The sequence below is a fragment of the Methanoculleus sp. SDB genome (assembly GCA_001412355.1).
Lineage (GTDB): Archaea > Halobacteriota > Methanomicrobia > Methanomicrobiales > Methanomicrobiaceae > LKUD01.
The window spans coordinates 1-22,896 of sequence record LKUD01000101.1; the positions used below are offsets into that span (position 1 = coordinate 1).

General features: G+C 56.8%; 23 protein-coding genes and 1 pseudogene. 12 read left to right on the forward strand and 12 right to left on the reverse strand.

All coding sequences use genetic code 11. The features are described 5' to 3' along the window. From APR53_06010 to APR53_06025, 4 genes and pseudogenes are all read right to left on the reverse strand, one after another. Positions 1–271 (reverse strand): annotated as a pseudogene (locus APR53_06010). A gap of 161 nt (positions 272–432) precedes the next feature. After that, positions 433–1,158, reverse strand: coding sequence for a TetR family transcriptional regulator (locus tag APR53_06015; protein ID KQC03076.1), 726 nt, complete (start codon positions 1,156–1,158; stop codon positions 433–435). Positions 1,159–1,197: 39 nt separating this feature from the next. Then, positions 1,198–2,040, reverse strand: coding sequence for a hypothetical protein (locus tag APR53_06020; GenBank protein ID KQC03098.1), 843 nt, complete (start codon positions 2,038–2,040; stop codon positions 1,198–1,200). Between the two features lie 43 nt (positions 2,041–2,083). After that, entirely contained in the window at positions 2,084–2,884 is an 801-nt protein-coding gene (locus tag APR53_06025; GenBank protein ID KQC03077.1) for a ferredoxin, read from the reverse strand. 163 nt (positions 2,885–3,047) lie between these two features. Between APR53_06025 and APR53_06030 the strand changes: the two genes are divergently transcribed. The 4 genes from APR53_06030 (at position 3,048) to APR53_06045 (ending at position 8,436) form a co-directional block, all read left to right on the forward strand. Beyond that, positions 3,048–4,607 (forward strand): histidine kinase, encoded by a 1,560-nt coding sequence (locus APR53_06030; protein KQC03078.1) that lies wholly within the window; start codon positions 3,048–3,050, stop codon positions 4,605–4,607. 225 nt (positions 4,608–4,832) lie between these two features. Then, positions 4,833–5,456 carry a hypothetical protein gene (locus tag APR53_06035; protein KQC03079.1) on the forward strand — a complete coding sequence of 208 codons (624 nt, stop codon included), beginning with the start codon at positions 4,833–4,835 and terminating at the stop codon, positions 5,454–5,456. Between the two features lie 433 nt (positions 5,457–5,889). Further along, positions 5,890–7,911 (forward strand): hypothetical protein, encoded by a 2,022-nt coding sequence (locus tag APR53_06040; GenBank protein ID KQC03080.1) that lies wholly within the window; start codon positions 5,890–5,892, stop codon positions 7,909–7,911. Between the two features lie 297 nt (positions 7,912–8,208). Next, positions 8,209–8,436 carry a hypothetical protein gene (locus APR53_06045; GenBank protein ID KQC03081.1) on the forward strand — a complete coding sequence of 76 codons (228 nt, stop codon included), beginning with the start codon at positions 8,209–8,211 and terminating at the stop codon, positions 8,434–8,436. 170 nt (positions 8,437–8,606) lie between these two features. On the opposite strand, the gene APR53_06050 is transcribed toward APR53_06045, so the two are convergent. Next, the gene (locus APR53_06050; protein KQC03082.1) at positions 8,607–9,299 is read right to left on the reverse strand and encodes a hypothetical protein; all 693 of its coding nucleotides are present in this window, start codon (positions 9,297–9,299) and stop codon (positions 8,607–8,609) included. A gap of 94 nt (positions 9,300–9,393) precedes the next feature. Here APR53_06050 and APR53_06055 point away from each other — a divergent pair, with 94 nt between their 5' ends. After that, the gene (locus APR53_06055; protein ID KQC03083.1) at positions 9,394–9,948 is read left to right on the forward strand and encodes a transcriptional regulator; all 555 of its coding nucleotides are present in this window, start codon (positions 9,394–9,396) and stop codon (positions 9,946–9,948) included. A 10-nt stretch (positions 9,949–9,958) separates the two neighbouring features. Here the strand turns inward: APR53_06055 and APR53_06060 are convergent, their stop codons facing one another. Both APR53_06060 and APR53_06065 read right to left on the reverse strand, forming a co-directional pair. Next, positions 9,959–10,627, reverse strand: coding sequence for a triosephosphate isomerase (locus APR53_06060; protein KQC03084.1), 669 nt, complete (start codon positions 10,625–10,627; stop codon positions 9,959–9,961). A 153-nt stretch (positions 10,628–10,780) separates the two neighbouring features. Beyond that, positions 10,781–11,278: an XRE family transcriptional regulator gene (locus APR53_06065; GenBank protein KQC03085.1), complete on the reverse strand. Its 498-nt coding sequence runs from the start codon at positions 11,276–11,278 to the stop codon at positions 10,781–10,783. Positions 11,279–11,335: 57 nt separating this feature from the next. Between APR53_06065 and APR53_06070 the strand changes: the two genes are divergently transcribed. Further along, positions 11,336–12,574: a proteasome-activating nucleotidase gene (locus tag APR53_06070; protein ID KQC03086.1), complete on the forward strand. Its 1,239-nt coding sequence runs from the start codon at positions 11,336–11,338 to the stop codon at positions 12,572–12,574. An 11-nt stretch (positions 12,575–12,585) separates the two neighbouring features. On the opposite strand, the gene APR53_06075 is transcribed toward APR53_06070, so the two are convergent. Both APR53_06075 and APR53_06080 read right to left on the reverse strand, forming a co-directional pair. Beyond that, positions 12,586–13,026: a hypothetical protein gene (locus tag APR53_06075; protein KQC03087.1), complete on the reverse strand. Its 441-nt coding sequence runs from the start codon at positions 13,024–13,026 to the stop codon at positions 12,586–12,588. Between the two features lies 1 nt (position 13,027). Beyond that, a complete protein-coding gene (locus APR53_06080) occupies positions 13,028–14,185 on the reverse strand; it encodes a peptidase (GenBank protein ID KQC03088.1) in 1,158 nt (385 codons plus the stop codon). 38 nt (positions 14,186–14,223) lie between these two features. Here APR53_06080 and APR53_06085 point away from each other — a divergent pair, with 38 nt between their 5' ends. The 3 genes from APR53_06085 to APR53_06095 are packed head-to-tail and all read left to right on the forward strand — an operon-like array spanning position 14,224 to position 16,374. Beyond that, positions 14,224–14,643: a hypothetical protein gene (locus APR53_06085; protein KQC03089.1), complete on the forward strand. Its 420-nt coding sequence runs from the start codon at positions 14,224–14,226 to the stop codon at positions 14,641–14,643. After that, the gene (locus APR53_06090; protein KQC03090.1) at positions 14,618–15,730 is read left to right on the forward strand and encodes a B12-binding domain/radical SAM domain-containing protein; all 1,113 of its coding nucleotides are present in this window, start codon (positions 14,618–14,620) and stop codon (positions 15,728–15,730) included. The genes APR53_06085 and APR53_06090 overlap by 26 nt, the downstream gene beginning before the upstream one ends. A gap of 2 nt (positions 15,731–15,732) precedes the next feature. Continuing rightward, the gene (locus tag APR53_06095; protein ID KQC03091.1) at positions 15,733–16,374 is read left to right on the forward strand and encodes a metallophosphoesterase; all 642 of its coding nucleotides are present in this window, start codon (positions 15,733–15,735) and stop codon (positions 16,372–16,374) included. Here the strand turns inward: APR53_06095 and APR53_06100 are convergent. Continuing rightward, on the reverse strand, positions 16,349–16,891 hold the full coding sequence (locus APR53_06100) for a hypothetical protein (protein ID KQC03092.1): 543 nt from the start codon (positions 16,889–16,891) through the stop codon (positions 16,349–16,351). The two genes, APR53_06095 and APR53_06100, sit on opposite strands and share 26 nt — an antisense overlap. 56 nt (positions 16,892–16,947) lie before the next feature. Here APR53_06100 and APR53_06105 point away from each other — a divergent pair, with 56 nt between their 5' ends. Then, positions 16,948–17,661, forward strand: coding sequence for a peptidylprolyl isomerase (locus APR53_06105; GenBank protein ID KQC03093.1), 714 nt, complete (start codon positions 16,948–16,950; stop codon positions 17,659–17,661). A gap of 16 nt (positions 17,662–17,677) precedes the next feature. Here the strand turns inward: APR53_06105 and APR53_06110 are convergent, their stop codons facing one another. Together APR53_06110 and APR53_06115 are read right to left on the reverse strand one after the other, a co-directional pair. Continuing rightward, positions 17,678–18,703 carry an mRNA surveillance protein Pelota gene (locus APR53_06110; GenBank protein ID KQC03094.1) on the reverse strand — a complete coding sequence of 342 codons (1,026 nt, stop codon included), beginning with the start codon at positions 18,701–18,703 and terminating at the stop codon, positions 17,678–17,680. Beyond that, the gene (locus tag APR53_06115) at positions 18,687–20,585 is read right to left on the reverse strand and encodes an RNA-binding protein (GenBank protein ID KQC03095.1); all 1,899 of its coding nucleotides are present in this window, start codon (positions 20,583–20,585) and stop codon (positions 18,687–18,689) included. The genes APR53_06110 and APR53_06115 overlap by 17 nt, the downstream gene beginning before the upstream one ends. 56 nt (positions 20,586–20,641) lie before the next feature. Here APR53_06115 and APR53_06120 point away from each other — a divergent pair, with 56 nt between their 5' ends. Further along, a complete protein-coding gene (locus APR53_06120; protein KQC03096.1) occupies positions 20,642–21,007 on the forward strand; it encodes a hypothetical protein in 366 nt (121 codons plus the stop codon). Between the two features lie 6 nt (positions 21,008–21,013). Then, positions 21,014–22,786, forward strand: a complete 1,773-nt coding sequence (locus APR53_06125; GenBank protein ID KQC03097.1) for an ATPase — start codon at positions 21,014–21,016, stop codon at positions 22,784–22,786. Positions 22,787–22,896 lie beyond the last annotated feature (110 nt).

Below are 22,896 nucleotides of genomic sequence, written 5' to 3' on the forward strand. Positions count from 1 at the left end.
GAGGTTCACGCATGCGGGTGAAATTCCTCTGCTGGTTCATGAGCCGGAGCGCCTGGTACGTCCCGTGCAGGTGCGCTGTGATCGTCTCTTCAAGTTTTTTCCGCAGTTCAGGGTTGATGTCCCTGATTGCACCGGCGAACTTCCAGCGCATCCGCTCGAGATCCCCCGGGGAATACGAGAGAACGATCTCTCCAATCGCCTGCCCGAGCTCGCCACGCGTTTTTAGTGATCCGAGTCGTGAGCATGTTCCTGCAATGCTATCATGATGCATGGTGAGAGCTCCGCAAAATATCACCCCCGATGTCCTTCCACATGGCAAGAGAGTCTGGCAAGAAGCCGATGGCAGCAATATTCTGAATTCATTTCTGTCAGCTACGTGTGTCTGCTGATATAATCATACCATCCTTCTCCGGAACTGCAACGCTCGAAAAATTACGATTCCCCACCCTTTTTCTCCTCGGTCGCTTCGGGCCCTGCCAAAAAGAATCCGAACGGTACGAAATCCTCAACATCCATCGCCTGAGATGTCTCGCCGGAAACGATGGCGGGAGTGATGAACCGGAAGAATTCGCTGGCATATTGCTCGTAGGAAAATCCCTCCGCCTCGATCACCAGTTTCCATCTGTCTTCCATGGAGAGGATGCCCATGAAGGCAATCATGAGGTACATCGAGGTCAGGAAAGGATCGAGGTTGGCCCGGATGGTGCCGTCATCGATGCCCTCCCGGATCGCATCCTGAAGGAGCGAGCGGCAGGTGCCGTACCCCTTTCCAACCTCTGCGGTATACGGATTTTCCCTGGAAAAGCGTTCGGATCCGTAAAAATGGATGAGCCGGAGATAATCCGGGTATTCCTGTGCAAACCGGTAATAGGCCTGGCCCATCAGGACGACCTTGGCAATGCCCGGAACCGATTGTTCCCTGCACGCCGTGTATTTTTCCTTCAGGATCTCGACGCCACGGAGGACGATCGTCGCGAAAAGGGCCTCCTTGTTGGTAAAATACAGATAGAGCGTGGCCTTATTCAGTTCCACCTCGCGGGCGATGTCATCCATAGTCACTGCTTCGTAGGTCCGGGAAAAAAAGAGGCGCTCAGCTGCATCGATGATTTCGGTCTTTCGCTGTTCCTTTTCGCGTTGTCGTCTCTCGGTGATTCCCATCGTGTTACTCCACTGGTGTGTTCGTTTCCCCGGCGGGTTTTAGATCTCCCGCCGGATCCATGCCTCGATGAGCGCCCGTGATATGCTCTCCTTCGCGGGATAGGGGGGCAGGGTGTCGCGAGTAAACCAGCTGGCGGATTCAATCTCCTGATTGTCGATCCGGATCTCCCCTCCGACATGGTCTGCGACAAAGCCGATCATGAGCGAATCGGGAAACGGCCAGGGCTCGCTCCCGAAGTACCGGAGGTTTCGCACCGCAATGCCGACCTCCTCGCCGACTTCGCGGTGGACCGTCTGCTCGAGGTTCTCGCCGGGCTCGTTGAAGCCGGCGATGACCGAGTAGACCCCCGGCGGTGACCGGGGGGAACGGGCGAGCAGGACCTCCTCGCCCTTTTTGATCAGCACGATGATGGCGGGCGAGATGCGGGGATAGACGATGCGCCCGCAGGCCGTGCAGATCCGTGCCCGCTCGGCCGGAACGGGGCGGTTTTGTGCACCGCACCTGCCGCAGAAGGCGGTCGACCGGTCGAAATCGAGGATCCGCACGGCATAGGCGGCAAAGGCCATGTCGCTGTCCGGGACTTTTCCGTACAGATCGCGGACCGGCAATGCCTGCCAGCCGGCCGGCAGCGTGGCACCGGGTGCGGCCTCTGCTGCATAGTAGACCCGATCGCCCAGGGTGCCGAGGTACACTGCCGCACCGCACGCCAGCCCGGCGGGGAGCGGGTCCGACATGAGAACGGTGCCCAAGGCAGGGTCGCCCTGAAAGAGCACGGAACTCCCCTGGACCAGGATCCAGCGTTTCCGTGCCGGCGACGGGCCCTCCGGTTCCGGGTAGACGGGGATGAGGGGGTGGACCGCGTAGAACGGCCGGTGCTCCATCAGATACCCCCCGTATGCTTCCGAAAAGATGCCCATATACACATCATAAAAAGCATTCAGGCTCCTTTCGCTCTGGATATAAAGTATGTAACCGCAACGAAGCCTCCTTCACAAGCCCGGGTTTCATCGTTCTCGCGTTCGCAGGACAGCGCTTGATGCAGGCGCAGCACGTGATGCATTTTTGCGTATCGATCACGGCGCTGTTATCCGGGTCGATGGCACCGACCGGCCATTCTTCTGCACACCTCCCGCACTGGATGCACGCATCGCTGACCGCAATAAAATCAACCGTCCACAACTTCGAATCATGCTGGTACGGATGGCATCCGGGCAGCCGTACATCTGCAATCCGCTCAGCTGATGCAATGCCGTCGAGCTTTTCCTGTATTTTCTGCCCGAATAACGCAGCATGCCGTAAATCGCCTGCATCCGGGCGATCCTTGGCCGTTGGCGTTTCGTCGGTGGAAAACGAATGTTCCCCGATATAGGCCGCACCGGCGATCGGTGTGCATCCGCACTGTGTCAGAATATCGGTCAGCTCGAGGAGGGCATCGTCGTACTCGCGGTTGCCATAGACCACAACACACACCGCAGGGGTATTCCGGGCGTTCATCGTCTGCAGCCATTCGGTGACGAGTGCCGGCACACGGCCCATATACACCGGCACACCGACGATGAGCAATTCGTTTTCCGCTGATTCCAGTGGCTGCCGTCTCGCATCAGGCCGGGTAATATCCAGCACTTCCACGGTGCCGGGGTGCATTCCGCGGGCAATGGCTGAAACAACCGCTTGTGTCGTTCCCGTCGGGGAAAAATATACCAGTTTTACCGATTCATTTTTCATTTTTTTCTCCGGGGCTGTGTGCATTTATGTAACTCAGAGTTATATTATAACTATTGGTTATCGTTGATCTGCTCGTGACGATACGGGATCCAAACCTGCTTAGGCATATGAACTTAATGCATATAAAATAAAATATATATTCTTAACATTGCTTAGCTCTTCTATGGAGGATGACCACGACACCCCCTCCCGCATCCTGCGAGCGCTCCGGTTCCGGCCGAAGGGCCTGACCATCACGGAACTGGCCAAACAGATCAAAGCGACCCGGAACTCGGTCTCCAAGCACCTCGGGATCCTGCAGATCGCCGGCAAAGTCAACGTCCGTGCCGTCGGGAACGCGAAACTCTACTCGCTCGCCCAGCGCGTGCCCATGTCGGCATTTCTCTGCTTTACGAAGAATCTCATTCTCGTGCTGGACAGCACGCAGCGGATTGTCCAGATCAACGACCAGTGCCTGAAACTGATTAACCGGACGAAAGACGACCTCATCGGCCTCTCGCTCGAAGAAGCGGAACTCCCCGTTGTCTCCACGCCGGAGGCCCTTGCCGTCATCGAGGGACTGGAGAAGGAGCAGGTCGTCACCGATCTCCGGTACAAGGGCGGCGGGAAGGACCTCTTCTTCCAGATGCAGGTGATCCCGACCACGTTCGAGGACGGGGAGAAGGGATGCACCCTTGTGCTCGAGGACATTACCGAGCGGAAGCAGTATATCCGGAACATGGAGTTCCTCGCCCGGACCGCGATGGAGCTCGTCGATCTGCCGGCGGAGGCAGATATTTACGAGTATATTGCGGACCGAATCGTTGAGCTCGTGCCGGGAGAACCCCGATGCTGGGTGGAGTCCTTTGACGAGGAGAAGAGGGTATTCTTTGTTCGTGCTCTGGTTGATGCCACCCTTCGCGAGGGGGCTCAGCGTCTTCTCGGGCGCGACCTTGTCGGAATGGCCTTTCCGCTTGCGGATGTCTACGCGAGTGAACCCTACTTTGAAACGCCGCTATCGTTGAAAGAGATGCGGGAGTACCACTTTCATCCCTTTTTTGATGACGAACGGGTATCGTTCTACGATCTCAGTGCCCGCGTGATTCCAGAAGACGTATGCGATGCCATTCTGCGGACGTTTTCGATCGGGAAATTTTTCAGTACCGGGCTTGTCTGGCAGGATCAGGTCTTCGGTGTCGTCGGGATCGGTCTTGCTCCCGACGATGAACTCGAGAACAGGGACGCTATCGTGTCGTTTCTCCGCCAGGCCTCAATCGCCATCGCCCGCCGGCAGACCGAAGACCGGCTCCGGCGGAGCGAAAAGCGGTTCCGGGAGGTGGTCGACTCCTCACCCTTTGCCGCCGCCATCATCGGGGCCGACGACCGCTATCTCTCGCTCAACAAAAAATTCACCGACCTTTTCGGGTATGCACTTTCCGACATTCCCACCCGCGAGGTCTGGCTGACACAGGCGTACCCCGACGGAACCTACCGGGGCGAGGTGATCGCGGCGTGGCAGGCGGATCTCGCGCATACCGGCAGGGGCCGGCCCCAGCCCCGGACCTTCTCGGTCCGGTGCAAAAACGGCGAGGAGAAGGCAGTGCTCTGCACGCCCGTCGAGCTCTGCGACGGAACGCAGTACGTCACGTACGAGGACGTGTCCGAGGAGCGGCAGACCTACCTGATGCTAGTCGAAGAAATCGCCGACCTTCGGCGGCAGCTTGGTTCCGTTTCGAAGTCATGAAAAACGTATGATCATAATCAACAGGGGCTGATATGCACACCACAGACCCCCCATCACCAAAAACTTTCTTTACAAGCCGGCCCGGCCGGTTCACTCATCATGTCGTCATAGAAACAGAATCCGACCTTGACAGCGAAGTGCGGGAATGGCTGCAGGAAGCGTACGAATTGCACCGGTAAGCCGGCCGCAGGCATTTCCCTGTTTCTGATATTTCTCCTCCTGAGTGTGGTTTTCCTGTATATCAACGACAAACTGCCGGGCAGCAAAGTATCAAAAGGTATTCGTTTCGGAATTTCATTCGGCGTATTATGGCTTATCGGCGTCATCGGAATGAGTATCTTCTTCGGTTCTCCGCTTCTGCACGAGCTGCTCGGCGGGGCCTGTGACTGTGCTGCTTTGATTATTCTTGGTGCCCTGCTTGGCGCCTTTATCGCAACGGACAGTAACCGGAGAAGCGGCGGATGTCCCCTTTGCATGCTGCCGGCGGTCATTATCATCGCATTCTTTTTCGTAATCGGACAGTATGCGGCGTTTTTGTTCATGAGCAAAACGCCCTATTTTAATATATCCGGCCCGGATACGTTTCTTTGGACCGTGATCCTGGGAGTCTGGGCCGGGGTCGTATACTGGCTGCTACAGGACGGTATCGATACAGGCTACACCCCGGTTCAGCGGTCCGTCTTCTTTGGCGGCGTTGTCATCGGGATAGACTGGCTCTTGTTCAACCTTTTCGTCCTGTTGTTTGTCGCAACACCGGTTCTCGATCCCGTCATCCTCGCGATCCTGAATATCGCATCCATCATTGCCGGCATGTTTGTGCACGAGAGAATTCGCTTGGAAAAAATGTGATTTCCTATTCCTTGAAGAATTCCCGGAAAACGGGCTGTGCCGGCAGACCACCACCACCTTTTCCCTCGCAATCCCGGGCGCACCGCAGGTGACGATGCGGATAGTGCGTTTTAGAGGTCACATTATCGATTCTCCTTACGATGCCTCTCGCGGATCAGCAAATGACTGCACGAAGGGCTCAACCATTCAGGATGAAATATAAAATCGATACTTCTATAGCAACATGACTGCATGAATACAGTTAGTAGACTTTGAAAAAAAGTCCGAACACACAAAGGGATGTCAGGGATCTAACCGATTACGCGAAGTACTATCCCTTGTTCATAACCAATAATGCTCCGGGAGCGTCCCCCGTTGCCATCTGCTTCGCCGGGCTTCTCTCAACGTGAGTGTTTGCATCGGATTCATTAATTCCAAAAAAGGAGCGATGATAATGCTGAAACGACCGGATATTCTGTTGCTTTTACTTCTTGTGCTCGCCTTCATGACGGCATCACCCATGGTATCGGCTCATTCATTCGACCAGGCAGCGATGGCGGATTACTATCAGGCTCAGGCTGATGGGGAAATCCCGAGATGGGTGGATGCGGACAAAGAAGCGCTGTCGAAACCGGTTCAAAAGATGAGCACCGATCTGCGGATTCTGGTGGGGGACAATTACCTCCCTCCGTCGATGAGCAGGGAGGAGGTGCAAGACTACATGCGCATGTCGCACCAGTTCAGTCCGGGAGGGGATTTTGTTCCGAATTTGGGGGAACGAGCCCCGGCTGATGTGGTCTATGTGTACATCTCATTGAACAGGAACGCCGCGGACGGAGTCGTCGATCCCTATGTGTGGAGTACGACAGATAGGAATGAAGCAGCCGGATTGATTGTAGCCTGGGTTGAAGTGGATCGGCTGGAGGATCTGGCTGCCCTGGAAGACGTCCGGACGATACGACCTGTCTTTCTGCCGGATATCTGCACGGGATCGGTGACGAGCGAAGGCGACGGCGTTCACCGGGCCGATCTGGCACGAAGCACCTTCGGTTTTGACGGGAGCGGGATAAAAGTAGGCGTGATTTCCGATTCGGCAGATCACGTCGCCGATGCCATCATGACGGGAGATCTCCCGGCGGATGTCGTCGTTGTGCAGAATGATTATCCGGGATCGCATTCCGACGAAGGGATTGCGATGATGGAGATTGTCTACGATATCGCTCCGGGAGCGAAGCTGTACTTCCACGATTGCGGAGGCAACACCGAGGCCTTTAATGATGCTATCAGCGCTCTCGTTGCTGCGGGATGCGATGTCATCGTGGATGATATCGCATGGAAGTTCGAACCATACTTTGAGGACGGAGAAGTCGCCCGGCACGTGCAGACTATCACCGACACGAATGACGTGATCTATGTGTCTTCCGCAGGGAATTACGCCGGCACACATTACCAGGGCGAATATTTCAAAAACACGGATTATCCGGACTCTGAATGGCATGACTTCAGCCATGGTGCGGATTATCGCTTTCTGTATACCCATCTGGAGCCCGGCGGTTCAGTGGAAGCTGTCCTGCAATGGGACGATCTTTGGGGTGGTTCAGGGAACGATTATAATATGGGCTTGTATGACGCGACAAACGGCGGGTGGGTCGCGGTCAGTAACAATATTCAGGACGGCACGGGGGATCCCTTCGAACGTGTATATTATATGAATACCGGTAATTCCGGCGCAGATTACTACCTCATCGTCGAAAAATATGCAGGACAACCCCGTGAACTGGAAGTCTATTTTTTCTGCAGAAATCAGGCATATCTATATACCAACAATCTCGTATCCGAAGACTCGGTTTTCGGTCACCGGACAGTACCCGGGGCGCTGGCAGTCGGTGCCGTGCATCCGGCTAATCCGGAACAGATTGCATCATACTCTTCACAGGGCCCTTCGACGATAGCCTATCCGCAGCCGGAGATACGCAACAAGCCTGACATCACAGGGGTGGCCGGCGTTCAGGTGACCGGTACCGGCGGTTTTCCCGTCCCGTTCTATGGAACCAGCGCGTCGGCTCCTCACGTTGCAGCCATCGCAGCCCTGACCTGGTCTGCAGCTCCTGAAAAAACCGGTGATGAAATCTCACAGGTTCTTCTGGATACGGCACAGGATCTGGGAACGCCGGGATTTGACTACATTTATGGCTATGGGTTGGCTGACGCATTCGAGGCCTTGAGTGAGATTCAATCAAATTCCGTGATCCCCCTCCCCGGCTGCACCAATCCCCCGCTCGATCCCGATCAGGATGGGCTCTTTGAGGATGTGAATGGCGACGGTGTCTTCAGTTTCGGCGATATTCGCCTGTTCTTCGAATACTATGATGTATGGATCCCGGCCAATGAACCGATCGAATGTTTCGATTTCGATGGCAATTCCGCGATAGGATTCGGGGACGTACGGGCCCACTTCTGGGAGTGGGGGACGTAAAGCCGGGGCAGGAAAAGAGCATTTCTATTTTTTTAAAGAGAGATCGAAATAGGGAAAAGCTGGTATCCCTTTCACCTTCCAGGAATTGCACGTGCGGCTTTCAGCGCATATGGCCTGCACATTTGACAATCGGTTTATCGAGCGTTCGTCGGTAAAAATAAGGAACGTTCGCCGTGCTTACGGTCAACTGTGCGAGAGCATACAGACAGACGGCCATCACTCCGTAGCATCCGGAAGTATTTTCAGCGAAAACCTCATGTGGGAGATATGACGTAAAGGAGCAGTGGAGGAATTGAGATGCCAGAAGTAGGTAATCCCCGGGTGGCAAAAGTCATCGAGTTGATCGGCAGTTCCCCGAAAGGGTGGGATGATGCAGCCGCCAATGCTGTGAGAGAAGCAGCGGAAACCGTCGACAACATCAAAGGAGTCTACTTAAAGGAATGTACAGCGAAGGTGAAGAACGACAGAATTGTGGAATATCGTTCTGTTGTAAAAATTTCGTTTGTCGTGGAACGGGAGAGCTGAGCTCTTCCCCCACATCCGGCCTGCCTTTTCGCATCCTGCTTGATAGAGTGAAACGTGCCTTTTTGAAAAATCCGTCTTCCGCCATTCAGCATAAGAAATACGCTATCCGACCTTGCTGAAGATCTTCGGGAATGGCTGCCCGAGCCCTACGATTCGCACCGCCGATAGGCTCAGCGGTCCAGACTGCCGGCGGAAAAGAGTACCGCTTCCTCAGCGATCCCTCCCGCATACTCCTCCAGGTACCCGGCACAGAGCCGGTACGCCTCCAGCACCTTTTCCCGCGGAATCCCCGGCACCCCGCAGGTGACGATACGGATGTTACGTGTTTCCGGGGTAACTTTTGTCGCATCGGAATCGCGGTACGGGTAGATGGCGATGATTGTTTCCGCATCGGTGAGGACGACCTGGTTTTCCCGGAGCAGGGCAGGGTTTTTCATGCCGATGCCGAGGAACCGTTCGCCGTCTTTCGCGAACCGGAGTAAAAGATCGCCGTCGCTCAGCGTATCGGCATCGAAGGCCCCGATGGGTACGCCTGATCGGAGCGACGCGAGGTTATAGGCATCGACGGCGGTGTTGATCGTGGGGAGCGGTTTTCCGGCAAGTACCCTTCTCGCAAGTGCCTCGGATGCCGGCCGGGTCTTGGTGGGATCGACACCCACGCTCCAGAAAAAGTCCCGGTAGGCCCTGAATACCGGTTCGTCTTTCACCTGCTCCAGAGTATAGCGTGATGTTATCTCCCGAATGGTTGCGGTTTTCAGGGTTTCGAGCGCGGGATGCTCTTCTGCAATCCGGACGGACCGGATATCCCCAACGGCTGCGCATATCCCGGGAAATGCCGTCAGAACGTTTTGGCTGAACTTCATACGTAGCTTTCAATGAATTCCCTCGCATTAAAATATCCCCGGTATCCCCACCACACATAGATTAATATAAAAGAATTACCATGAGTAATCGGATATGCACATCCCAACCCCGGCCGAACTGAAGGCAAAGCGGGTCATGCTGGGACTCAAACAATCGGAAGTCGCGAAAAAAGCGGCGATAAGCCAGTCGATGGTAGCGCGGATCGAGGCGGGGAGCGTGGATCCCCGGGTGAGCACGCTCACAAAGATCGTCGACGTGCTCCAGGTCGCGGAACGTTCCGCGATCACAGCGGGCGATCTCATGCACGAACCGGTCCTGAGCGTCGTCCCGGACGAGTCGGTCACGCGCACCGTGCAGATGATGGAGGAGAACGGGATCTCACAGCTTCCGGTGATCGAGCACGGGGTGCCCGTCGGATGCATCTCGGAATCCGCCATCATGAACGCCATCGAAGAAGGCAGGATTCACAAAACACAGTGCCATACGGTCAGTGATTTTATGGAGGAGGGTTTTCCGACCGTTTCTCCCCATGTCGACCTTGATACCCTCGTCCACCTCCTCCATTCGCACCATGCCATCCTTGTCGTGGAAAAAGGGAAGGTCCGGGGCGTGATAACCAAGCACGACCTGATCTCCCTGATCCTCTGACCCGCAGGACCTATAGCAGGGAGATGAGATCGCGGAGCACCGCTTCGGGATCGGCAGCTTTCACCACCGATGATGCAAGGAGGACACCCTCCGTGCCGAGATCAACCGCGATTTTCACGCATTCCCCTGACTGAATGCCTGCCCCGGTGAGGATCTTCACGCCGGGATCGATCCGTGTCACCGCGTCTACCGACCTGCGTATGATCTCCGGATCGGCCTTCGAGACCGAAACGCCGCTTCCGATAAGTTCGGGGGGTTCTATCGCAACGTATGCGGGGGCGAACGATGCCGCTGCCGCACTCGTCGCCACGTTATTTGTGCAGACAACCGTTTCGAGCCCCGCCGCCTTTCCGGCTTCCACCGCAGCCCCGACATCGGCGAGGGTAAGCCTGCGTTCGGAATGGTTTATCAGTGTTCCGTGGGCACCTGCGTGGCGGACGGCGGCTGCAAGCACCTGGCCTGTGTGGGCGCCGGCGACGATCCCGTCGATATGCTGGGCGTAGACGGGCATGGAGAAGTGGTGGCTCATCGGATGTATCTCCATGAAATTCGGTGCGATGCCGATCCGGATGCCGCTCTCCCGGCTGACAAGCTCGGCACTCTCAGCGATTTTGCGGGCCCTGTGCCCGTAACCTTCGTCGTACGTCTTGAGATTGATAAGGATAAGTGGTGAAGACATGCGTACCAGTACTCCCGGTTTCTATCCCAGATATACTCCCCGTGACTGATTAGGTTATCCGAAAAAAATGGATGGCATCAGGGAGACTTTTTCAGGAATATGAAAACCGATCGGTAAGGGGAAAAACAAAAAAAACCGGAAGAAGGCGTATCGCTATTTGCCGCCGCGCTTTATCTTGATGACGTCGCCGAGCGTGGTGGTAAGCCTGCCGCCCCTACTCTCCCGCATCGCATCCACCGTATCGTCGGTCAGCTTGATGCCGAGCACCGCTTCGATCTTCTTCCTGACATCGTCTTCAGGGATCAGGTCACCCTTTTCGATCTTCTTGACAAGGATCTCCCGCTCCTTTATCTTCAGGGCAAGCTCTTTCTGCTCCCACCCCTTCTGCATTCGTGCGTCCCTGATCCGTGCGGCAAAGTCATCGACAATCTCGCCTTCGCCTTCCATGAAATCAAAGACATCACGTGGATGGTGCCGGGGCGCAGCGCCGGGTCTTTGAGGCCCGATTTTCCGTCCTTCGGTGCGTTCCTTCGGTTTCTGGATTTCATTCCCGAGTTTCGCACATTTCATGCACACCCTCATGGATGCACCGTCAATACGGACAAATTTCGGGGCTCCTCGTATTTTTTGCCCACAAACATCGCAATCCATGGTCATTCGCAAACAACTTTAAGTCATCTAACCCTATATACTTAATCGAGGATACAAATGGGAGAAAACCCCAGACAGAGTTCAGATCCTCACAATGAGGAAGACCTGGCGAAATATCTGCTCGAGAGAATCTCAACGCTCGAATCCCGCAATATGGAAATCCGGGAGCAGGTACGTCAGGTCGAATCGGAAAAACGCTATATCGAACAGCAGAAAATACGATATGAGCGCGAGATTCGAAAGCTTAAGAGTGAGATCGAACAGCTCAGAAGTCCCCCCCTCGTCATCGGCACGGTTACTGACGTCGTTGATCCCCACCGGATTATTATCAGAAGCAGCGCCGGCCCCCGTTTCCTTGTCAGGGCATCTAATTTTATCGAACCCGACAGCCTGAAACCGGGTGTCCGCTGTTCCTTAAATCAGCAGTCTCTCGCGATCGTCGATGTGCTCCCCCAGTCATTCGACGCCCAGATCTACGGGATGGAGGTCATCGACTCTCCGATGGAGTCATATTCCGATATCGGCGGCCTCGAAATCCAGATCCATGAGATCCAGGAAGCAGTCGAACTGCCGCTGAAAAAACCCGAGCTCTTTAAGGCTGTCGGCATTGATCCTCCCAAGGGCGTCCTTCTCCACGGTCCTCCGGGAACCGGAAAAACACTGCTCGCCCGGGCGGTCGCCCACGAAACAAACGCCCAGTTCCTCCGGGTCGTCGGATCGGAGCTCGTCCAGAAATACATCGGAGAAGGCGCACGGCTGGTCCGGGAACTCTTCGAACTGGCGAAGAAAAAAGCACCGTCAATAATTTTTATCGATGAAATCGATGCGATAGGCGCACAGCGGACGGAGAGCACCACCTCGGGCGACCGGGAAGTCCAGCGTACCCTGATGCAGCTGCTCGCCGGCATGGACGGGTTTGAGAGCCGCGGCGATGTCAAGATTATCGGTGCCACGAACCGCATTGACATTCTGGACAGGGCACTGCTCCGGCCCGGCCGTTTCGACAGGATCATCGAGATCCCGCTCCCCGATACGCAGGGCCGGTGCTCCATCCTGAATATCCACACGGAATGCATGAACCTTGGCGAAGATGTAAACCTCCTTGAAATCTCCGCCCTTACCGACGGCAAGAACGGTGCGGACCTCAAGGCAATATGCACGGAAGCGGGCATGTACGCCATCCGTGAAGAGCGTGACATCGTCATGCACAATGATTTTATCAAGGCAATCCGTAAAGTGAGCCTCGACTTCAACCGGCAGCATTTCGGCACCGAAAACGGTGCGATGTATGCCTGAAAACAGTTTTTTTACCCGGGAACTTCGGTGCTGCTCGCCCATACTTCGAAGACGTCATCCATCTCCCGGGAAAGTGCCCCGCGTACGTCAGGTGCGGATTCCTCTTCGATCCAGACCGTACGGCGGATGGCTCCTTCCCTGACGCCGATGAGCTTTTTGAACGGCCACGGGTCCTGCAGCCGAATCTCCCGTTCGTAGACTTCCTGTGCGAGCTGCTGCGTGCAGTAGCGGTGCCCGGAGAATTCGAAGAGGACGCATGCCACATACCTGCGGACATACCACTTCAGTTCGGAGACAAGCGACAAGCTCCCGCCGAGAGACGAGCTTTCGACCAGAACGCCGTACCCGGTATCGCGGGGACGGTAAAAACGGAGGATATTTCTGCTCGTCTCCGACGTAAGGAGAGTCCGGTGGAGATCAATCCCCTCGCGCTGAAGAAGCAGGATATTCATGTCAGAGGAACATGCGGTCTTCTGTCGAGGTCAGGTGCTTCACTTTGCGGACAGCTGCGATGAAATCATCGCGCTTCACCGCATCAGCCTCCCTGCGGACTGCAATCATTCCGGCCTCGCGGCAGATTGCCTGAATCTCGGCACCGGTGGAATTTTCCGTGAGCCGCACCAGCTCGGTGAGATCCACCTTTTCCATTTTCAGGGGAGCGGCGTGAATTTTGAAGATTTCGAGCCGGGAATCCACGTCCGGAAGCGGAATTTCAACGATGCGATCGAACCGCCCGGGCCGGAGCAGCGCCGGATCGAGCATGTCGACCCGGTTCGTGGCTGCCATAATCCGGACGTCACCGCGGTTGTCAAAACCGTCCATTTCCGCAAGGAGCTGCATCAGTGTCCGCTGAACCTCGGCGCTGCCGGAAGTCCCGTCGTGCGTGCGCATGCTGCCGATCGCATCGATCTCGTCGATAAAAACGATAGACGGCGCTTTCTGCCGGGCGAGGGCGAAGAGTTCTCTGACCATCTGTGCGCCTTCGCCGATGAACTTGTGCACGAGCTCCGAGCCCGACATGCGGATGAAACGGGCATGAGCGTTATTTGCGACAGCTTTCGCGATCAGCGTCTTGCCGGTGCCCGGGGGGCCGAAGAGCAGGATGCCTTTCGGCGGCTCAACGCCGAGCCGGGCGAATATCTGGGGACGGGTAAGAGGATATTCCACCGCTTCACGCACTTCCTCGATCTGCTCACGCAGGCCGCCTACCTGCTCGAACGTCACATCGGGAGATTCATCGAGCTCCATAACACGAACGCGGGCATCGAAGGTGGTGCCGATGATCCGGACAATGGAGAGGGAATTATTGACCGCGACCTTCATTCCCGGCCTGAGTTCATCGTGCAGCTCGTCAAGGGTATGGGTGATATATTCCTGGTTATTTCCCTGCTGACGGAGATAGGTCTCTCCGTTTTCGAGCACCTCGATGACGCTGGCGACGAACAGGGGCGGACGCTTGAGCTGACCGTTTTCCCGTTTGAGCTGATTGATCTCCTTCGTGAGGAGATCATTCTTCATTTTCAGATCCTGAAGCTGGGTCTTCAGCTCCTGGACCTGGAGGTTCTGTATGTCTCCATCACCGCCACTGTTATCGCAGATGATCTCATCCATGTCAAATTATAATTGGTTCTTCCACCATTATATTAGATATGGATGTGATAATCCGGGGGCGCGGCATATCCCGCGGCAGGGCGACAGGGGAACTGCTCGTCAGTTCGGAACCGATTTCATTCCTTTCCGGGGTCGATCCCGAGACGGGGATTGTCATCGAGGAAGGCCATCCCCTCTCCGGCGTATCGATTGCCGGAAAAGTCCTCGCATTCCCGTTCGGGAAAGGATCGACCGTGGGATCCTACGTGATATACGCCCTCCGGAAAAACGGAGTCGCACCGGCGGCCATCATCAACGAGGAAGCGGAGCCGATCATCGCCACCGGCGCGATCATCGCGGAAATCCCGATGGTCGACCGCCCCGACACCCCCCTCCCGGATTTGAAGGGAGGCGCCATGGTCACGGTTGACGGTGATTCCGGGGACATCGTATATGAAGATCAACTGGCGGACGATTAAGGGAACACAGAACTCCTACGCCGCCCTTCACGCCGCCTGCCTGCAGGAGAATATCCGCCTCCGCGCCGTCGACCACCCTGAAGACGACGTTACCTGTTACAGCCTCAATTCAATAAACGCTCCGCATTTTATTGACGAAATCCGCTCGGCATCCTGCATTACCATCGCCGGGGGGCCGCATGCATCGGCCCGGATCGCGGAGATTGCGGCCGTCGCCGACTACGTCGTCGTGGGCGAGGGGGAATATACGCTCCCGGCACTGATTCGTGAAATCAGGAATGAATCGGGCGTCATCCCGCCGGGAGTCGCAACACGGGAGCAGGTACGGGAGGCGGCTTCCTGTGTCCTGCTCGATGCTTATCCGCCGTTTTCCGAGGTGAAAGGCTATATCGAGATCACCCGGGGGTGTCCTCACGCCTGCGGCTACTGCCAGACACCCTGCCTCTTCGGCAGAAGGATGCGACACCGGTCCGTCGACCGGATCGTCCGGGCTGCAACTGCATTCCGCGATGTCAGGTTCGTCACACCGAATGCATTCGCGTACGGATCAGACGGCATTCATCCCCGGTTCGACAAACTCGAACGGCTCCTCTCACACCTCGACAACCGTATCTTCCTCGGCACATTCCCGAGTGAAGTCAGGCCGGAATGGGTGACCGATGAATCGCTCGATCTTATCGACACGTACTGCGCCAACCGGCGGGTGCATTTCGGGGCTCAGTCGGGGAGTAACAGCGTCCTCCGTCAGCTCCGCCGGGGGCACACCGTCGAGGACGTCATTACGGCAGTAGAGCTGTGCCGGGACCACGATATCATCCCGGTCGTCGATATCATTGTGGGCCTGCCCTGTGAGACCGACGAGGACCAGGAAGCGACGGTGCGGCTTGCCAGATGGATTACACGGTACGGCAGCGTGCATGCCCACTATTTCATCCCGCTTCCCGGTACTCCGCTCGAGGGAACGGCTGCCCGCCCGCTGCTTCCCGAAACGCGCCGGACACTCGGGAGGCTCGCGCTCGCGGGCAGAGCGACCGGCGCGTGGATGACGCCGGAGGTAAGATTTTTTAGACAGAACCAAAATGAGTAACCATGACTGATGTGCTGCTCCTCGCTGATCTTCATGGTCAGTACGGACACATGGACGCATTTCTCGGGCTGAATCCGGATATGGTCATCATTGCAGGTGATCTGACGGACTGTGGCCCGGTGGGGCCGGTAAAGGAGATGCTCGCACAGATTGAAGTGCCGAGCTTTGCCATTCCCGGCAACTGCGACATGCGTGAAATCATCGACCTGATCGAGGAGTCCGATACCGTCTGTCTTCACGGGACATCGATCGAGATCGGGGCCATCACCCTGACGGGCATCGGCGGATCCAACCCCACCCCATTCAAAACGCCCTTCGAGCTCTCGGAAGAGGAGATCGCCCGCATCATGGAACGGGCAACGGCGCGGATGCAGCGGAACGTGCATAACGTCCTCGTGGCCCACGCACCACCGCTCGACACCCTCGACTGCATCTGCGGGGCGCACGTCGGAAGTGCAAGCCTCAAAAACTATCTCCGGTCGTTTGATCTCGTCTGCTGCGCCCACATTCACGAGGAAAAGGGGGTCATGGAATGCGACGGTGTAAAAGTCGTCAACCCGGGGCCGGCTTCCGAAGGAAACTACGCACTTGTTCACTTCGGCGAGGAGTCGGGTGACATCAGGATCGATCTTCGCTCCGTGTAGCTTTTAGGAGTTCGAGATACGACTCGCGGATATGAGGGCCTGCGAGACCAATCTCTTTTTGAACGGCTGAAATCAATTCCATCGCCGATTCCGTCACCTCATCGGTGCAGACCTCAATCTCAACGAACGAGCCCAGTTCCTCCACGGCATCCAGCGCCACGGAAACATCCCGGAGGCGGTATTCCTCACGCAGTTTCCGCACTTGCGCAGAAGGGCGGAAGCCGACGGCAGTGAGAAGATCTTCGCATGCGGATCCCGGATCGACCTGCACGTTCACCTCTTTCCGCGCCTTGTATCCCGATCCGGCCTCCTTCGGCCCTTTATAAGTAAGGAGTGCCTGCGGCCCGCCGTACCGGACACGGAGCGCCTCGTCGGTCCGGGCGAAATCGCGGTCTGAAGCATTGAAATAGACATCACGCTGGGTTTCCCGCGAGACAAACGAGGCCCCGACTGCCGCGAGGCGGTTTCTGAACGGAGCAAGATCCGGCACCTGCACCTTGGCTTCGATTTCCTTCATGGGATGCCACTACTTTAAGTAGATTCATTTCGACTTAATATAGTCAGGTGATTCCTTTGGCAATTCAGAAAGGCGATTTTGTAAAGCTCACATACACCGGAACGGTGAACGGAGACGTCTTTGACACAACCGATGCGGAGAAGGCACAGGAAGAAGGCATTTTCGATCAGGAAAAGAATTACGGGCCGATTGTTGTCCGCGTCGGCAGCATGCACGTCATACCGGGTCTCGACGAAGCGCTCGAAGGAAAGGAGATCGGAGTGGACGTTGAGGTCGAGGTCGCCCCCGAGAAGGGATACGGCCCTCACGAGACCGATCTGGTCCGTTCCACCACGACGAAGGAGTTTAAGGAAAAACCCCACGTCGGAATGCGGGTGTCGTCCGAAGGGCGTGAAGGAGTGGTCGTCAATGTCGTGGGCAAGCGTGTCCTCATCGACTTCAACCACCCGTTCGCCGGAAAGACGCTCAATTATACGTTCAGGATTGAAGGGACCATCGACGATGCGGGAGAGAAGGCACGGGGGCTGATATGGCTCTTCTCCGGCCGCGACATGGAAACGGATCTTGCCGACGGCGTCCTGACCATCATGCTCCCGCCCGGCATCACCTACGATCGCCGCTGGCTGATGGGCAGGGGGATGATCGTTCAGCAGATCTTCGAATACATCGACGGCATCAACGAGATCGTCCTGAAAGAAACGTTCACTCGTCCGCAGGCGGCCCCGGGAATCGTGGATGCGGAGTCCGGCGAGGAAACACCGTCCGAATAATTTTTTTTATTCTCTTTCAGGAAAGCGGATACCGCAGGAGCGCTGCAATACCGCCGAGCGCTTCAAGCTGCTCTCCCGGCTCAAAGGCGGTCGTGAAGACGACGACCGCTGCACGCCGTGCTTCGGCGGCTTCAAGGAGCTCCACCATTGCCGTGTCGTGAAGCGTCGTATCGGTAACGAGGACCGTCTCCGCCGCCCCGTATGAAATAGCCTGTGCGACCTCGTCCCTTCCGTACGCCACAGCGCCACCCCGGCCGATGCGGGCAAGAAATTCCTCCATCAGCCGAACCTCGCGGGCGAGCTGGATATCCTCGGTGATGCGCCCGATTACGCCCTGCCCGATCGCCTCCTGCACCGCCCCCCTGCCTGCGCTTCTCGTGTCCGCATGCACACAGCGCTCCGCAATCTCCGGCGCCTTTACGGTGAGATATGCGAGGAAATCGTCCTTGATAAAACCCGGCCCCGCAATCACAAGCGGACCGTCCACATCCCTGAGAGGAAGGAGGACGGACTCAAAAAATGCCTGCCGACCGTCACAACCCTCCCGTTTTCCGCTTCCCGCCTGAATGGTGAGCACCTGTTCGGGGCCGTACTGCCGGATCCGGAAGAGCTGTGCCTCACCGTCTTCAATCGACACCACATGAATGAGTCCGGCCGAGGAAGCCCGGACGGCCCGGTCGATACGTTCACGATCAAGCCGGGTCCATCGTTTTATGACGGCAAGTTCATGGAGAGGCTCGATGTTCAGGGTATGATACGAGCCGGTATCGACTCCCGATTCGATGATTCCGTGCAGGCGGAGCCGGTGGGATTCGCCGTGAAACTCGGTCCGCTCGATTCGGACTCCAAGGCGCACAAGTTTTTTTTCGGCCTTCTCGGGCCGCAGCTTGTCGGTTGCGGATTCACTGCTCCGGAACGTCGTCGCGAAGACGAGATCTCCCGGCCGTATGAGATGGACGAGGTGCCAGAGATCGTCGAGTGTCTCGGGAAACAGGCGGATCTCCCCGAAAGAGTCCTTTAAGGTTTCATACTCGGCTTTCATGGAACTCCTCGATATCGGATCCTCCCGGGGGCACGAATGCCGCGACCTTTTCGGCCGTCAGGATGTTTTTCAGCCCTTTTCCCTCCTCGGTGGTGAGGTGGTCGCGCAGCATCCGGAGCACTTTCTTCGCGATATCATTCGGTTCGAACGTACCCGGTTTCAGGACGACCCACATGCGTGACCGTGGCGTCACCGAAGGAACCGGGCCGCCGATGACGGCCACCACCGGCTCAAACTGGATCCCGATTGCCACGCCGAGGGGGGTGTTTCGGAAATACGACCGTTCGCCCCGCACGATAAAGGATCCCCGCGAGACATACTCCCCCGCCTCGGGGGTCTTGCTTACCTGATCGGGACGTGCCGCGTAGACGTCCGCTGAAAAGTGCCCTGCTTTCCACGCATTCGAATATGACGCCGCGAAACGGGCGACTTCGTCCATCCGCTCCGTCTGGCCCTTGAGAATCACGACACTCGCTCCATGCACATCGGCATGCACAAAGGTATCCCCGCCCTCCATATACCGTTTCACCAGCTCTTCGTTCTGGTCGGCATCACGCCCGCCGAGCATGAGAACGCCGTCGCTCGTGTAGCACCAGCGGAACCGGTGGTACCACCGTGGCTTTAAGGTCGCAAACGGTTTCCGGCGGACGGGTTTCGGCTCCACCGTCCGCTCCATCGCAGCAATGGCACCCGCTTTTTTCCGCTTCATCTTCTTTATCCGGTCATAGTACCTGCCGATGTTCGCCTCGATGGTGTCACGCACGGAGATGGTGACGCGTTCGTCAAGTGCGAGATCGACGGCAGACTCTGCGGGGTGCACGGCAACCACGGCCCGTGCCGTCGGATTGTCGCTTGCCCGGAGCACCGCCTCGATCTCCTGCCACGAGCGGTCGCGTGATGCTGCGCTGAGAGTGGCGATGACATCCGAGACGAGCGTATAGTTGGCATATATGGTCTCGACGGCACGTTCGAGGCGGCCGATTGTCGTGTCGAACTTTACGACAGCCTCCTCCTGCTGCCGCCGGATTCGCTCCTCGCGGGAGAGGCGTGGTTTTTCCTCTTTCGAGACAACGCTGGGGGGCGGATAGAAATGATCGAGAGCCTCGGAAAAACCCTCAAAACGGGCAAGCACCGGTTCGTCACCGGGCGGAAACGGCCAGCACCCGGTTTTCGTAATCACGGCGTTGCCGCGGGCGGCTGCGAGCTCCAGGCAATCCCCGTATGCACGGGCAAGGGCGTCCGCAGGCGCTTCTGCGGCAGGTGTCCGTTTATCCACGCCCGCCCGGCGGCACACTTCCTCGGCATACCGCCCCCCGAGCATGAGATCGACGGCGAGGGTGCGGACCGTGTCCTTATCCGAACCCTGCAGGATTTCCCGGAGTTCGTCACCGGTCATGGCAGCCCGGCCCGGCCCCGGGAAGGTATATACGGCTCCGGGCACCACATCCCGATCCCTGAACCGGTGATGCCAGAGCGGCTTGATGATTGTGTACGACGCGTCGCAGAGCACGATGTTTCCTTCATCGAAGAGTTCGACGATCACCGAAAACGTGGTGTCCTTCTTTCCGATGACAAACTCGAAGATCCGCTGGAGGCCGTGCTGACGGATATCGAGGACACGCCCCCCGGATAGGTACTTCCTGAGCAGCATCGAGTACCCCGAAGGATTTTCGGGGGCGGGAGGAAGAGCGGCAACCAGATGGGCCCGTCGTCCGGCTTCTACAAGAAACAGAAGTCTCTCCTTATTCTCCCCGTTCAGCCGGATTCCGAACGTTTTCCCGTCATACTGATAGATTTTCCCTATCCAGAGAGGAAGGGTCGCCCGCAGCTCCGAAAGCATGCCATAGAGATCCACTCCGCCCATTCCCTGCTGTGTCGCCATCGATATACCAAGTTAGATATGGTGTGAGCACTAAAAAATAGACTACTGGTGTACGGATGAGTACGGAAAAACCCGGAGAGAGCACGCCGGAAAAACCTGGCGGCCCGCCAACCCCCTCTGAGAAATCCATGGAGCACAAGGAGCGAATCCTGAGAACCGTGATAGCATGCTTCATGGGAATCGCCGCAGGGATCCTCTCCTTCACCGTCGCCGGAGAGGTCAACCCTGAAACCGGATTACAGGCAAATGCCATTGTCGGATGGCTTCTGCTTCTTGCTGGCATCGTATTTCAGAAACATGTCTTTATCATCACACGGATCGATTATACGAAACTCGGCGGAAAAGACTGGTTTTATCAGGGATTCATGACCTTCGCCCTGTGGTTCATCAGCTGGACCGTCCTTTTAAATCCCTTTTCGTGATTATCCATGCGAATTGCAATTGTTCATCGTGACCGCTGCAACTCCCGGAAATGCGGGACCGAATGTATTCTATACTGCCCGCGGGTTCGGACAGGGGACGAGACCGTTATCATCGGAGAGGATGGCAAGGCGGTTATATCCGAAGAGCTCTGCGTCGGATGCGGTATCTGCGTGAAAAAATGCCCCTTCGAAGCCATCGATATCGTCAGCCTGCCCGAGGAGCTTGAACATCCGACGCACCGGTACGGCAGGAACGGATTCGCCCTGTACGGCATGGGTGTCCCGGTGGAAGGCAAAGTCTCCGGCATCCTCGGGGCAAATGGCATCGGGAAGAGCACTGCGGTCAAGATACTGAGCGGACAGCTTGTTCCGAACCAGGGCGATGTCGAAACGACACCCTCATGGGACTCCTACATCCGGCAGTACAGCGGGACCGAACTTTTCGATTACCTCTCGCTCGTCAGCGCCGGAAAAGTAAAAGTCGCGGTCAAACCGCAGTATATCGATTATATCCCCCGGATCTTTCAGGGCAGCGTCGGGGATCTGCTCGCCTCGACGGACGAGCGCGGATCTCTCGACGATTATATCGACGCCCTTTCCCTCCGCCCCCTCCTCTCCCGTCCGATCGGCGCTCTCAGCGGTGGAGAACTCCAGCGGGTCGCCCTTGCGGCCTGTTTCTCCCGTAATGCCGATTTCTACTTTTTCGATGAAATAACGCCGTTTCTCGACATCTACCAGCGCATGACGGCAGCGAAGCTCATCAGGGAGCTCGCCCTCACGCGTCCCGTGGTTATCGTCGAGCACGACCTTGCGATCCTTGACATGCTTGCGGACACCGTCCATATCGGGTACGGAAAGCCCTCGGCCTTCGGCATCATCACCCGCCCGAAGGGTGTGCGTGTGGGCATCAACCAGTACCTTGAAGGCTACCTCCCTGAAGAGAATGTCCGGTTCCGCGAATACGAAGTCGTATTCGGGGAGCGGGCCCATACCCACGATACAACACGGGATGTGCTGATGGAATTCCCCGCAATGGAAAAGCGGTATGATGCGTTTTCCCTCACCGTCGGAGGCGGTGAGATCCGCTGCGGCGAGGTGCTCGGCGTTGTCGGAGCAAACGGAATCGGCAAGAGCACGTTTGCAAAACTGCTCGCGGGAGCTGAAAAGCCGGACGCAGGAACGATCGACTCCCGCATGCGGGTATCATACAAGCCGCAGTACATAAAGGCGACGACAGGCGACCCGGTGGAGATGCTGCTCAGGTCACAGTCGAAACGGTTCGACAGTTCGTGGTACCAGCATGAAATCATCGAGCCCCTGTCACTGCAGGCGATCCTGCAGTCGCCCGTGGACACCCTCAGCGGCGGGGAGCTGCAACGCGTCGCAATTGCTCTCTGCCTCTCGCAGGACGCCGACCTCTACATTCTCGACGAGCCCAGCGCACATCTCGATGTCGAGCAGCGGGTGAAACTCGTCCGTATTCTTCGGCGCTTTGCAGAGAACAGGGAATCGGGGGTGCTCGTCATCGACCACGACATCTATCTCATCGACATGATCAGCGAACGGATGCTCGTTTTCTCCGGGGAGTCGGGAGTACACGGCAAGGCGATGGGGCCATTCGACATGAAGGAGGGCATGAACCGGTTCCTGAAAAATCTTGAGGTCACATTCAGGCGTGACAAAAGCGGAAGGCCCCGGATAAACAAGCCGGGATCGTTCCTTGACCGGGAACAGCAGTCAGCCGGCGAATATTATTATGCGGAAATTAGTAAAGGTTAAAAGTACACCACCCATATTTCTATTCTGGAAATGGGTGTGTCATGTCCCGGTCCGAACCGATTCCGCAGATAATTCCTCATGAAAAAATCGAATCCTTAAAGCAGGATTTT

Excerpts from the sequence above, each read along its gene's own strand:
- APR53_06090 (KQC03090.1), top strand. The coding sequence starts at position 14,618 with ATGAAGATCAACTGGCGGACGATTAAGGGAACACAGAACTCCTACGCC.
- APR53_06120 (KQC03096.1), top strand. The coding sequence starts at position 20,642 with ATGAGTACGGAAAAACCCGGAGAGAGCACGCCGGAAAAACCTGGCGGC.
- APR53_06115 (KQC03095.1), bottom strand. The coding sequence starts at position 20,585 with ATGGCGACACAGCAGGGAATGGGCGGAGTGGATCTCTATGGCATGCTT.
- APR53_06055 (KQC03083.1), top strand. The coding sequence starts at position 9,394 with ATGCACATCCCAACCCCGGCCGAACTGAAGGCAAAGCGGGTCATGCTG.
- APR53_06065 (KQC03085.1), bottom strand. The coding sequence starts at position 11,278 with ATGGATTGCGATGTTTGTGGGCAAAAAATACGAGGAGCCCCGAAATTT.
- APR53_06050 (KQC03082.1), bottom strand. The coding sequence starts at position 9,299 with ATGAAGTTCAGCCAAAACGTTCTGACGGCATTTCCCGGGATATGCGCA.
- APR53_06100 (KQC03092.1), bottom strand. The coding sequence starts at position 16,891 with ATGAAGGAAATCGAAGCCAAGGTGCAGGTGCCGGATCTTGCTCCGTTC.
- APR53_06015 (KQC03076.1), bottom strand. The coding sequence starts at position 1,158 with ATGGGAATCACCGAGAGACGACAACGCGAAAAGGAACAGCGAAAGACC.
- APR53_06080 (KQC03088.1), bottom strand. The coding sequence starts at position 14,185 with ATGGATGAGATCATCTGCGATAACAGTGGCGGTGATGGAGACATACAG.
- APR53_06075 (KQC03087.1), bottom strand. The coding sequence starts at position 13,026 with ATGAATATCCTGCTTCTTCAGCGCGAGGGGATTGATCTCCACCGGACT.
- APR53_06040 (KQC03080.1), top strand. The coding sequence starts at position 5,890 with ATGCTGAAACGACCGGATATTCTGTTGCTTTTACTTCTTGTGCTCGCC.
- APR53_06070 (KQC03086.1), top strand. The coding sequence starts at position 11,336 with ATGGGAGAAAACCCCAGACAGAGTTCAGATCCTCACAATGAGGAAGAC.
- APR53_06085 (KQC03089.1), top strand. The coding sequence starts at position 14,224 with ATGGATGTGATAATCCGGGGGCGCGGCATATCCCGCGGCAGGGCGACA.
- APR53_06030 (KQC03078.1), top strand. The coding sequence starts at position 3,048 with ATGGAGGATGACCACGACACCCCCTCCCGCATCCTGCGAGCGCTCCGG.
- APR53_06095 (KQC03091.1), top strand. The coding sequence starts at position 15,733 with ATGACTGATGTGCTGCTCCTCGCTGATCTTCATGGTCAGTACGGACAC.
- APR53_06045 (KQC03081.1), top strand. The coding sequence starts at position 8,209 with ATGCCAGAAGTAGGTAATCCCCGGGTGGCAAAAGTCATCGAGTTGATC.
- APR53_06125 (KQC03097.1), top strand. The coding sequence starts at position 21,014 with ATGCGAATTGCAATTGTTCATCGTGACCGCTGCAACTCCCGGAAATGC.
- APR53_06060 (KQC03084.1), bottom strand. The coding sequence starts at position 10,627 with ATGTCTTCACCACTTATCCTTATCAATCTCAAGACGTACGACGAAGGT.
- APR53_06110 (KQC03094.1), bottom strand. The coding sequence starts at position 18,703 with ATGAAAGCCGAGTATGAAACCTTAAAGGACTCTTTCGGGGAGATCCGC.
- APR53_06020 (KQC03098.1), bottom strand. The coding sequence starts at position 2,040 with ATGGAGCACCGGCCGTTCTACGCGGTCCACCCCCTCATCCCCGTCTAC.
- APR53_06025 (KQC03077.1), bottom strand. The coding sequence starts at position 2,884 with ATGAAAAATGAATCGGTAAAACTGGTATATTTTTCCCCGACGGGAACG.